Source organism: Curtobacterium sp. C2H10, assembly GCF_025407985.1.
GTDB lineage: Bacteria > Actinomycetota > Actinomycetes > Actinomycetales > Microbacteriaceae > Curtobacterium.
The window spans coordinates 16394-27503 of sequence record NZ_JABXGF010000046.1; the positions used below are offsets into that span (position 1 = coordinate 16394).

Below are 11110 nucleotides of genomic sequence, written 5' to 3' on the forward strand. Positions count from 1 at the left end.
GTCGAGACAACTCTACACCCGGGTGGCGTCACCCTCGCGCTTGAACACCGTCCGGACGAGCAGCCAGGTCACCCAAAGAAGGGCGGCGTAGAGCGGGACGCCCGTGATGAGCTTGATGCCGGCGAGCAGTTCCACCTGGGCGGTCAGGTACAGCGGCACCTCGATGAGGAGCCGGATCGCGAAGAGTCCGACCCAGAGCCAGGTGGCAACGGTCAGAACACGGCGCTTCGCCGGGTCGCGACGCCAGTCCTGCGGGGTGCCGTCCTCGTTCGGCGGGAGCAGGAACCCGACGACCAGGCCGATGAGCGGCTGCCGGATGGCCAGCGTCACGAGCAGCCCGACGAGCCATACGGCGTTGATGACGATCCCAGGGATGAAGTTGCTCTCGGCCCGCCCGGTGATGAGCGCGAGGCCGGCGGAGATCGCCACGCCGAGGATCCCCGCGAGGCTCATCACGAGCGACTGGCGCTGCAGCAGGCGGAGCACCACGAACACGACGCCGATCGCGACCGGGATCAGGACGCTCGGGACGACCTCCTTCGTGATCGCGTAGACCACCAGGAACGCGAGCCCGGGCAGGACGGACTCGACCAGGCCGCGCACGCCGCCGATGGCCGCGACGAGGGCGTGCCCCGACGGCGCCTCGCCCGGCGCGACCTTGCCGAGCCCGGTGTTGGCGACGGCGGCACGCATCTGGTCGCTGAACGAGGGCAGCGCGTCGGGCGCGTCCGCGTCGGGACGGGTGGTGTCGTCGTGGTCCGGCACCGTGCCTCCTGGTTCGGGTCGCCGGTCAGATGGCCGACTGCGTCGACTTCGGCATGTGCAGCGGGATGAGGTCGCGCGGCGGCATCGGGGTGGTCCCGCGGACCACGACGACGCTGCGGAACAGGTCCTCGATCTCGGCCGCGTCGTCGGGCTGCTCGGCGGCCTTGCCGGCGATCACGCCGCGCAGGAACCAGCGCGGGCCGTCGACGCCGATGAACCGCGCGGGGCGGGCCCCGTCGGTGACGCCCGTGCCGTCGGAGACGACCGGGACCTGGGCGCGGAGCTCGGGGCCGAACGGACCGTCGACCTCGGACACGATGCCGCCCTGGCGCTCGATCTGCTCGGCGATCTGGGCGCGGATCTCGTGCCAGAGCCCGGTGGAGCGCGGTGCGGCGAACGGCTGCACCTGCAGCGTGGACTCGTCGTAGTCGAGCCCGACCGCGACGACGCGCTGCGAGCCCTCCTCCACTTCGAGCCGCAGGTGGAGCCCCTCGCGCGGGAGGACCTTCACACCGCCGAGGTCGACGTACGGACGGACCAGGTTCGCCTCGGTCTCGTCGTGCGGGCCGCTCTCGGCACGGTCCTCGGGCGCGGACTTGTCGGTCGGCGCGACGGCGTCCACCTCGTCGAGGTCGGCGTCGGCGTCGATCGCGATGTCGACCTCCGGCGTCGTCTCGGCCAACTCGACCTCGTCGGCGACGGCGTCCGCCACCTCGACCTCGTCACGCTTGCGTCGGCCGAACTTCATGCGCGCGTTCCTTCCTGAGCGTTGTCCGCGGCGCCGCTGACGGCACCGCTCCGGTCACCGTAGCCCGACGAGCCGAACCCGCCCTGGCCGCGGACACTGTCGGGCAGCTCGTCGACGCGGGTGAACGACACGCGCGGGACCGGCATGACGATCATCTGGGCGATGCGGTCGCCGACGTGCACCTCGTGCGCGGCGGCCTGGTCGGTGTTGAGCAGCGCGACCTTGATCTCGCCGCGGTACCCGGCGTCGACGGTGCCGGGCGCGTTCACGATCGTGATGCCGTGCTTCGCGGCGAGACCGCTGCGCGGGACCACGAACGCGGCGTACCCGTCCGGCAGCGCGATCTTCAGGCCCGTGCCCACGAGCCGACGCTCGCCGGGCTGCAGGACGAACGCCTCGGTCGAGACGAGGTCCGCACCGGCGTCACCGGGGTGGGCGTATCCGGGAGCGTTCTCCCCGGTCCAGAGCACGTCGACTGGTTCGGTCACGTGTCGAGGGTAGTGCAGACCGTGACCGTTCCGTGACCTGCCCGGACTCGTGGTCGAATGGTGTCGTGACCCTGTACCGCGAACGACTGTGGGCTCCGCCCGTCCTCTACCTGGCGACGGCGCTCGTCATCCCCGCCAGCCTCCTCGTGTTCCTGCCGATCAGCGTGCTCGCCGGCGTCCTCGTGGCGGTCGGCATGTACCTCGGCGTGCTCGTGCTGCTCTGGGTGCTGGCTCCGACCATCGAGGTCACGGAGACCGAGTTCCGCGCCGGTCGGGCGCACCTCCCGCGGACGCTCGTGGGCGAGGTCGAGGGCTACGAGGGCGCCGAGGCCACCACGCAACGCGGGCCGAAGCTCGACGCCCGCGCCTGGACGCTCTTCCGCGGCTACGTGCGCGGGGTCGTCAAGGTCGAGGTGCAGGACCCCGCGGACCCGACGCCCTACTGGCTGGTCAGCGTCCGCAACCCGTCGGCCGTCGTCGCCGCCCTGCGGTCCTGAGTCCCCACCTGCGATCCAGGAGGCGCGGTGCGGGCCCGCCCCGCGCCTCCTGTCCGGCAGGGCGCGCGTCCGAACGCCCAGCGCATGCAGAACGGCCCGTCACCTCGCGGTGACGGGCCGTTCTGGTTTCGTGCGTTCCCTAGAGCGCCGCGCACTCCGCGCAGACCGGGCCGAGCTTCGACTCGTGGTCGAGCTGCGAGCGGTGCTTCACGAGGAAGCACTCGACGCAGGTGAACTCGTCGACCTGGGGCGGGAGCACGACGACGTCGAGGTCGACGTCGCTGAGGTCCTGTCCGGCGAGCTCGAAGCTGCCGGGGTTGTCGGAATCATCGTCGACGACCCCCGACATCTTGTCGGGAACGCGCTCCTTGAGGGCCTCGATCGACTCCGAGTCGGAGTTGTCGTCGGTCTTCCGGGGGGCGTCGTAATCGGTGGCCATGCCCATCCATTTCTCGTATCGAGAGGTCGTCGCCGGTGATCGGCGGCGACAGTTTGCACCACGTCTCGCCAGAGCGCAAACCGAAGTCTCCGGCGGGTCGTTCTGGCGCTGCAACCCGTGTGCCCGCCCGTCCATTCCCGCTGTCCGGAAACGCTCGCACGGGAGTCCACGGCACGCCCGTGCGCCTCCGCGGGATCGGGTCCGGACGGCTGCATACTCACGGGGTACGAGGCACGACCGTACGCGACGCTCGGAAGGCGGAACCATGCAAGACGTGAGAGTCATCGGGGTGGAGTCCGGGGCACTCCTGCTCGCGACCGACGGCGGGACCGAGTTCCGACTGCCCGTCACCTCGTCGCTGCCCGGTCAGGTCCGGCAGGCGAACCCCGAGTCCGGTCCGCACAAGCGCGTGTCCCCCAAGGACGTGCAGGCGCGGATCCGCGGCGGTGCCGACGCAGCCGAGGTCGCCCTGGCGCTCGACGTCGACGTCGAGTACGTGCGGCGCTTCGAGGGCCCCGTCCTCGCCGAGCGTGCCTTCATCCTCGACGCCGCGCACCGCGTGCCGGTCACCCCGGTCGACGACGAGTCGCCCGACACCTTCGGCGAGGCGATCACCGCCAAGCTCGAGGCGGGCGAGGCCAGCGGGATCGCCTGGGCGTCGTGGAAGCACGTCGAGAGCGGCTGGCAGGTCCGCGTGCACTACACCGCCGCCGAGGTCGAGCACGACGCCCAGTGGCGCTTCGACCCGAAGACGTCGACGCTGACGCCGGACAACGGCGACGCGCACCGGCTCTCGCACACCGAGGACGAGGGCATCGCGCCGCGCCTCCGTGCGGTCGAGAACGACCACCAGGACACCGACGGGACGCGGTTCGACTCCGGCGCGTTCCGGGTCGACGAACCCGACGAGGACGTCACGAACCCCGAGGTGCAGGAGCGTCCGCTCCGCGCGCCGCTCCCCCGCATCGGAGCCGCCGTCGAGGAACGCGCCCCGGGCAACGAGACCGCCGACCTGCTCGAGGCGCTCCGCCGCCGTCGTGGCGAGCGCGAGGCCGCGGCCTTCGGCGAACAGCCGCAGGACGACGGACGACGGACCTCGATCAGCGTCGTCGACATCCCGCTGCAGGGGTTCGAGGACTCGTCGGACACCGCGCCGCAGCCGGACGCCCGACCCACCTCCGCCCCCGAGGCCGAGGCCGGGCGGCAGGACCGCAAGAAGCGGAACCGACGGTCGATGCCGAGCTGGGACGAGATCGTCTTCGGGACCCGGCCGGACGACGACCCGGCCTGATCCCCGGGCGCCATCGGGCTCGTGCTACTGCGCGAACGCCCCGGCGAGGCGCAGCGGCACCATGGTCTCCTCGTCGGTCATCGCACCGTGCTGGCCGACCATGCGCTTCGGTGACTCGCCGTCGCGCAGGGCCCGGTCGTCGTTGAACGCCCAGGACCCCCGTGCCACGAGCACGACGTCCCCGATGCGCGGGACGACCTCGTCCGAGACGGTGCCGAACCAGCCGGCGGCGATCGCCTCGTCACGGCTCGCGACGTACGCCTTCTTGCCGTAGCGCGCCCGGAACTGCCCGACGAGGGAGCGGACGTCGGTGCCCGGTGCGACCGTGAACTGCCGGCAGCGCGGGTCGCCGGCGACCCCGACGACGTCGGTCAGCAGGAGCGGGTCGAGCGCGATGTTCGCGTGGTCGGGGACGTCGAGCACGCCGTGGTCGGCCGTCACGACGATCCCGACGTCGGCGGCGGCACGGCCCTCGAGCCGAGCGAGTTCGCCGTCGAGGAGTTCGAGTGCCGCGGTCCACCGGTCGGACTGCCAGCCGTGCTTGTGCCCGATCGAGTCGAGCTCTGGGACGTAGAGGTACACGAGCGAGCGACCCGTTGCGGTCTCGGCGAGGGCGGCGTCGACGCGCTGCGGGATCGAGTCGGCCGGGACGTAGCGCGCCCCGCCGAGGACGTTCGCGGTCATCCCCGAGGAGCGGTACCGGGCGGGTCCGACCACCACGGGGTCGACGCCGAGCGCCGGCGCCTCGGTGAACAGCGTGCGGGCGAGGAACCAGTCTTTCGGGACCTCGTCGTCCCAGCCGCTCAGCAGGTTCATCACCCGGCCGGTGTCGGGGTTCCAGCCGCTGTACCCGACCACGCCGTGGGTGCCGGGCGACCGACCGGTCGTCAGCGTGCTCAGTGCGGCCGCCGTCGTCGTCGGGAAGCCGCTGCGCAGTCGCTTCTTGCCCGCGGCGAGCCAGCGGGCGTGTCCGGCGCGCGCTGCCAGCGCGCCGGCACCGAGGCCGTCGACCAGCACGACGATCGCGGAACGGGCGGGGCGGAGGGTGATCCGCGCCTCCAGTCCGGTGGAACGCAACCAGGCGTCGTCCGCAGCGCCGAGCGCGACGAGGCAACTCGGGAAGACGTCGGCGAGGTTCGCGGTGGCGTCGGGGGCCGTCGGTACGCTTGTTCCCATCTTCCCCAGTCTCGCAGAAGGGTGCCATGGCACGCACGGAAGCAGTCGGCCTGCCCGACGGTGAACGCATCGAGGACGTCGACGTCTCCGAGGAGATGCAGGGCTCCTTCCTCGAGTACGCGTACTCCGTCATCTACTCACGGGCACTCCCCGACGCACGCGACGGCCTGAAGCCCGTGCAGCGGCGCATCCTCTACCAGATGGCCGAGATGGGGCTCCGGCCCGACCGCGGCCACGTGAAGAGCGCCCGCGTCACCGGCGAGGTGATGGGCAAGCTGCACCCGCACGGCGACGGCGCGATCTACGACGCCCTGGTGCGCATGGCGCAGCCGTTCACGATGCGCGTGCCGCTCGTCGACGGACACGGCAACTTCGGCTCGCTCGACGACGGACCCGCGGCCGCCCGGTACACCGAGGCCCGCCTCGCCGAACCGTCGATGGCCATGACCGAGGGCCTGGGCGAGGACGTCGTCGACTTCGTCCCGAACTACGACAACCAGATCATGCAGCCGGGCGTGCTGCCCGCGGCGTTCCCGAACCTGCTCGTCAACGGCGCGTCGGGCATCGCGGTCGGCATGGCGACGAACATGGCGCCGCACAACCTCGGCGAGGTGGTCGAGGCCGCGAAGCACCTGCTCATGAACCCGCAGGCGACGCTCGACGAACTGATGGAGTTCGTGCCGGGCCCCGACCTGCCGTCCGGCGGCACGATCGTCGGGCTCTCCGGCGTGCGCGACGCCTACGCCAGCGGCCGCGGCTCGTTCCGGACGCGCGCGAAGGTGAGCGTCGAGAACCTCACCCCGCGCAAGGTCGGCCTCGTGGTCACCGAGCTGCCGTACCTGGTCGGCCCGGAGCGCGTGATCGAGAAGATCAAGGACGGCGTCCAGTCGAAGAAGCTCGTCGGCATCTCCGACGTGAACGACCTGACCGACCGCAACCACGGGCTCCGGCTCGTCATCGGCATCAAGAGCGGCTTCAACCCGACCGCCGTGCTCGAGCAGCTGTACAAGCACACCCCGCTCGAGGACGGCTTCGGCATCAACAACGTCGCGCTGGTCGGCGGATCGCCCAAGACCCTCGGGCTGCGCGAGCTGCTCGACGTCTACGTGCAGCACCGGCTCTCGGTCGTCACACGTCGGTCGCAGTACCGCCTCGCACGCAAGAAGGAGCGACTGCACCTGGTCGAGGGGCTGCTGATCGCGATCCTCGACATCGACGAGGTCATCGAGGTCATCCGCTCCTCGGACGACTCCGAGGCGGCGCGCTCCCGCCTGCAAACGGTGTTCGACCTGTCCGAGGTGCAGGCCGAGTACATCCTCGAACTGCGGCTCCGGCGCCTGACGAAGTTCTCACGCCTCGAGCTCGAGGGCGAGCGCGACCAGCTGCTCGCCGACATCGCCGCGCTCGAGGAACTGCTCGCGTCCGACGAGCGGCTCCGTGCCCAGGTCGCGCTCGAGCTCACCGAGGTGTCCGACCGGTTCGCGACGCCGCGCCGGACCCTGCTCACCGAGGCCGACGCCCCCGTCAAGGGTGGTCGCAAGGCCGCGGTCGACCCGGAGTCCCTGCAGATCGCCGACTCCCCGTGCCGCGTGCTGCTCTCGACCACCGGGCGGCTCATCCGGGTCGACATCCCGACGTCCGAGCTCGGCATCGTCCGGGTGCCGAAGCGGTCCAAGCACGACGCCGTCCGCTCGTCGATCGTCAGTTCGGTGCGCGGGCAGGTCGGGGCGCTCACCTCGACCGGGCGCGTGATCCGGCTCTCCCCCGTCGACGTCCCCGCCGTGCCGCCCGCCGCGGTCCGGCTCGACGCCGGCGTCCGCGTGACGGACTTCCTCGGCATCGCCCGCGGCGAGACCGTGGTCGCCCTCGTCGACCTCTCCGGCGCCTCGTCGGACTCGCTCGCCATCGGCACCGTGCAGGGCGTCGTGAAGCGCGTCGTGCCCGGAGCCTGGCCGGACAAGCCCGAGTTCCCCGCCATCGGGCTGAAGCCCGGCGACGCGGTCGTCGGTGCCGCCCAGGCGCCCGAGTCGGACGACCTCGTGTTCATCACCTCGAACGCGCAGCTGCTGCGGTTCCCCGCGTCCGGCGTCCGTGCGCAGGGCCTCCCCGCCGGTGGGGTCGCCGGCGTGGCCCTCGCCGCGGGTGCCTCGGCGATCTGGTTCGGATCCGTCGCCCGCTCCGACGACGCCGTGGTCGCGACGGTCTCGGCGTCGTCCTCGGCCCTGCCCGGCACCGACACCGGCCGCGCCAAGGTCTCGGCCCTGTCGGAGTTCCCGGCGAAGGGCCGTGCGACCCAGGGTGTGCGGGCGCACGCGTTCCTCAAGGGCGAGGACGGCCTGACGGTGGCGTGGGCGGGCATCGCTCCCCCGCACGCGGTCGGGTCGGACGGCGCTGCCCGGACGCTGCCGGACTGGCTGTCGAAGCGCGACGGGTCGGGAGCGCCGCTCGACGCCGTGATCGACTCGATCGGTGGGAGTGCGGCGGCGCTCGACGGCACCGCCGGCGAGGCGTAGGCGCGCGGGCGCGACCTTTCGCGCCAGCCGACAGTTCACGGGCCTTTCGCCGCGTGAACTGTCGCCCACCGCGTGAACACGCGCCTGCGCCGCGGCGGACGCCGAGACTCGGCCCCGCGGACAGTCCTCGCGCCGCCGCGGCGCGAAACCGTCCGCCCAGCCGAGACTCGCCCTCGCGCGGCCGCGCCGGCGGCGGCTTCTCGCGCCAGGCGACAATTCACGGGGCCCTCGCCGCGTGAACTGTCGCCCAGCGCGTGAGGACGCGCTGACGGCCGGACGGGAGGCGCGGGACGGCCCCGCACCGCGCCTCCCGTCCACCCATGGGGACGACCACCGCCCCGACCACCCGACCGCGCTGCGAACTCACGCGGCTGGCGACACGTCACGGCGCCAGCGCCGCGTGACGTGTCGCCAGGCGCGTGAGGTCGCGCCGCACCGCGGCGCCGAGACTCGGCCTGGCGGACAGAACTCGCGCCGCCGCGGCGCGAAACTGTCCGGTGAGGCGAGACTCGGCGGCGCCGCGCCGCGCGCGCCGCCGCCTACGCGTCGATACGGTCGCGGTCGAGGCCCTCGCCGGCGAGGATGAACTCCTTGCGCGGCGCCACGTCGTTGCCCATGAGCAGCTCGAAGACCTTCGCAGCACCCTCGGCATCGGTGATGTTCACCCGGCGCAGCGTCCGGTGCGTGCGGTCCATCGTGGTCTCCGCCAGCTGGTCGGCGTCCATCTCGCCGAGACCCTTGTACCGCTGGATCGGCTCCTGGTACTTCTTGCCCTGCTTCTCGAGCTTCTTCAGCACGGCCTGCAGCTCGGCCTCGGAGTAGGTGTACAGCGTGTCGTTCGCCTTGCCACGGTTCACCACAACGACCCGGTGCAGCGGCGGAACAGCAGCGAACACCCGACCCTGCTCGATCATCGGCCGCATGTACCGGAAGAACAGCGTGAGCAGGAGCGTCCGGATGTGGGCGCCGTCGACGTCGGCGTCGGACATGATGATGACCTTGCCGTAGCGGGCCTGGTCGATCTCGAACGTCCGGCCGGAGCCGGCGCCGATGACCTGGATGATCGAGGCGCACTCGGCGTTCGAGAGCATGTCCGACACGGACGCCTTCTGCACGTTGAGGATCTTGCCGCGGATCGGCAGCAGCGCCTGGTACTCGCTGTTGCGCGCGAGCTTGGCGGTGCCGAGCGCGGAGTCGCCCTCGACGATGAAGAGCTCGGTGCCCTCGGCGTCCTGCTTGCGGCAGTCGGCGAGCTTCGTCGGCAGCGAGGAGTTCTCGAGCGCGTTCTTCCGGCGCTGGGTCTCCTTGTGCGCCCGGGCCGAGATGCGCGTCTTCATCTCGGCGACGACCTTCTCGAGCAGGGTCGCCGCCTGGGCCTTCTCGGTGCGCTGCGTCGACGTGAGGATCTCGGTGAGGCGCTTCGACACGACCTGGTCGACGATCTTCCGGACCGCCGGGGTGCCGAGGACCTCCTTCGTCTGGCCTTCGAACTGCGGCTCGGGCAGGCGGACGGTGAGCACCGCGGTCATACCGGCGAGCACGTCGTCCTTCTCGAGCTTGTCCTGCCCGACCTTGAGCTTGCGGGCGTTCGCCTCGACCTGGGCGCGCACGGCCTTGACCACGCCGGACTCGAAGCCGGCCTGGTGCGTGCCGCCCTTTGGCGTCGCGATGATGTTGACGAAGCTGCGGAACACCGTCTCGTAGCCGCTGCCCCATCGCAGCGCGAGGTCGACCTCGCATTCACGCGAAACCGAGGTCGACACCATGTGGCCCTTGTCGTCGAGCATCGGCACGGTCTCGGTGAAGGTGCCGGTCCCCTGGATCCGCCAGACGTCGGTGACGGCGGAGTCGAGGGCGAGGTGCTCGACGAACTCACCGATCCCGCCCTCGTACCGGAAGCGCTCGACGACGGGACCGGGCTCGACAGGAGTGCCCGTGGCCTCCGCCCGCGCGGCCGCTGCCTCGATCGAGGCGGGCCGCGCATCCGTGATGGTGATGCCGAGCCCGGGCACGAGGAAGGCCGTCTGGCGCGCCCGGCTGACGAGGTCGCTGGTGCTGAACTTCGCGTCGGAGGTGAAGATCTGCCGGTCGGCCCAGTACCGCACGCGGGACCCGGTCACGCCCTTCTTCACCTTGCCGGCGACGCGCAACTCGCTGCCGGAGGTGAAGGGGGTGAACGGCGCGTCCGGCCCGTCGCCGGCGAACGTGCCCGGCTCGCCGCGGTGGAACGACATCGCGTAGGTCTTGCCGCCGCGGTCGACCTCGACGTCGAGGCGCTCCGACAGCGCGTTCACGACCGAGGCACCGACACCGTGCAGCCCACCGGACGCGGCGTACGACCCGGAGCCGAACTTGCCACCGGCGTGGAGCTTCGTGAACACCACCTCGACCCCGGTCAGACCGGTCTTCGGCTCGACGTCGACGGGGATGCCACGAGCGGTGTCGCGGACCTCGACCGAACCGTCGGGGTGCAGCAACACGCCGATCTCGTCACCGTGCCCGGCGAGGGCTTCGTCGACGGAGTTGTCGATGATCTCCCACAGGCAGTGCATGAGCCCGCGGGAGTCCGTCGACCCGATGTACATGCCCGGACGCTTGCGGACCGCCTCGAGCCCTTCGAGGACGGAGAGATGGCGTGCAGAGTAGTCGGAGCTCACCTTCCGATGCTAGCGATCCGCACCGACACCACCGCGCGGACACTCGGACTGGGGACAGCCGATCCGCGCTGAGCGAAACGGGCGATCACAATGCGCCACTCTCAGGCATCACGTGTTGAAATAGGTGGACCAAGCCGCACCACCTGCGATCCGTGAGGAGCACAGCAATGACCCAGACCGTGCAGGACCTCTCCATCGACGAAGTCAGCAGCCACCAGCTCACCGCTGCCGACCGTTGCGACAGCTGCGGCGCGCAGGCGTACATCCGGGCCACCATGGCCAGCGGTGAGCTGTACTTCTGTGCGCACCACGGCGCCGAGTTCAAGGACAAGCTCGCGGCGACCGCCATCGATTGGCACGACGAGAGCAGCCGACTCTACGAGTCGAAGTAGCGCGCACAGACGCGAGCGCTGAACACACAGGAGGCGCGGTGCCAGCTGGCACCGCCCCTCCCGTCTGTCTGCGGTCGGGTCAGGCGATCCGCCTGAACGCCTTTTCGACCTAGCGGTCGACGGATACCCGCGCTTTGCGCGCGG

At 71.3% G+C, this 11110-nt stretch carries 10 protein-coding genes; 4 read left to right on the forward strand and 6 right to left on the reverse strand.

Annotated features, from left to right (window positions below):
• Positions 1-12 precede the first annotated feature (12 nt).
• Genes HWD93_RS14530 through dut form a run of 3 tightly spaced genes read right to left on the reverse strand, consistent with a single transcriptional unit; the run spans position 13 to position 2001 of the window.
• Positions 13-765, reverse strand: coding sequence for a DUF3159 domain-containing protein (locus tag HWD93_RS14530; protein WP_261647204.1), 753 nt, complete (start codon positions 763-765; stop codon positions 13-15).
• Between the two features lie 25 nt (positions 766-790).
• Positions 791-1513, reverse strand: a complete 723-nt coding sequence (locus HWD93_RS14535; protein ID WP_261647205.1) for a DUF3710 domain-containing protein — start codon at positions 1511-1513, stop codon at positions 791-793.
• Complete coding sequence (gene dut / locus HWD93_RS14540; protein ID WP_070418805.1) at positions 1510-2001, reverse strand: dUTP diphosphatase; 492 nt, start codon at positions 1999-2001, stop codon at positions 1510-1512. Before dut ends, HWD93_RS14535 begins: the two co-directional genes overlap by 4 nt.
• 65 nt (positions 2002-2066) lie before the next feature.
• On the opposite strand from dut, the gene HWD93_RS14545 reads away from it, so the two are divergent.
• On the forward strand, positions 2067-2498 hold the full coding sequence (locus HWD93_RS14545) for a DUF3093 domain-containing protein (protein WP_261647206.1): 432 nt from the start codon (positions 2067-2069) through the stop codon (positions 2496-2498).
• 139 nt (positions 2499-2637) lie between these two features.
• Here HWD93_RS14545 and HWD93_RS14550 read toward each other — a convergent pair whose 3' ends face one another.
• Entirely contained in the window at positions 2638-2937 is a 300-nt protein-coding gene (locus HWD93_RS14550) for a DUF4193 domain-containing protein (RefSeq protein WP_031263038.1), read from the reverse strand.
• A gap of 265 nt (positions 2938-3202) precedes the next feature.
• Here HWD93_RS14550 and sepH point away from each other — a divergent pair, with 265 nt between their 5' ends.
• Positions 3203-4228, forward strand: coding sequence for a septation protein SepH (gene sepH, locus HWD93_RS14555; RefSeq protein WP_070418803.1), 1026 nt, complete (start codon positions 3203-3205; stop codon positions 4226-4228).
• A gap of 24 nt (positions 4229-4252) precedes the next feature.
• On the opposite strand, the gene HWD93_RS14560 is transcribed toward sepH, so the two are convergent.
• A complete protein-coding gene (locus HWD93_RS14560) occupies positions 4253-5404 on the reverse strand; it encodes an alkaline phosphatase family protein (protein ID WP_071302912.1) in 1152 nt (383 codons plus the stop codon).
• A 26-nt stretch (positions 5405-5430) separates the two neighbouring features.
• Here HWD93_RS14560 and HWD93_RS14565 point away from each other — a divergent pair, with 26 nt between their 5' ends.
• A complete protein-coding gene (locus HWD93_RS14565; protein ID WP_071302911.1) occupies positions 5431-7917 on the forward strand; it encodes a DNA topoisomerase (ATP-hydrolyzing) subunit A in 2487 nt (828 codons plus the stop codon).
• A gap of 539 nt (positions 7918-8456) precedes the next feature.
• On the opposite strand, the gene HWD93_RS14570 is transcribed toward HWD93_RS14565, so the two are convergent.
• On the reverse strand, positions 8457-10574 hold the full coding sequence (locus tag HWD93_RS14570) for a type IIA DNA topoisomerase subunit B (protein ID WP_071295250.1): 2118 nt from the start codon (positions 10572-10574) through the stop codon (positions 8457-8459).
• Between the two features lie 167 nt (positions 10575-10741).
• Here HWD93_RS14570 and HWD93_RS14575 point away from each other — a divergent pair, with 167 nt between their 5' ends.
• Positions 10742-10966, forward strand: coding sequence for a hypothetical protein (locus HWD93_RS14575; RefSeq protein ID WP_261647207.1), 225 nt, complete (start codon positions 10742-10744; stop codon positions 10964-10966).
• Positions 10967-11110 lie beyond the last annotated feature (144 nt).

Excerpts from the sequence above, each read along its gene's own strand:
- HWD93_RS14575 (WP_261647207.1), top strand. The coding sequence starts at position 10,742 with ATGACCCAGACCGTGCAGGACCTCTCCATCGACGAAGTCAGCAGCCAC.
- HWD93_RS14535 (WP_261647205.1), bottom strand. The coding sequence starts at position 1,513 with ATGAAGTTCGGCCGACGCAAGCGTGACGAGGTCGAGGTGGCGGACGCC.
- sepH (WP_070418803.1), top strand. The coding sequence starts at position 3,203 with ATGCAAGACGTGAGAGTCATCGGGGTGGAGTCCGGGGCACTCCTGCTC.
- HWD93_RS14560 (WP_071302912.1), bottom strand. The coding sequence starts at position 5,404 with ATGGGAACAAGCGTACCGACGGCCCCCGACGCCACCGCGAACCTCGCC.
- HWD93_RS14550 (WP_031263038.1), bottom strand. The coding sequence starts at position 2,937 with ATGGCCACCGATTACGACGCCCCCCGGAAGACCGACGACAACTCCGAC.
- HWD93_RS14565 (WP_071302911.1), top strand. The coding sequence starts at position 5,431 with ATGGCACGCACGGAAGCAGTCGGCCTGCCCGACGGTGAACGCATCGAG.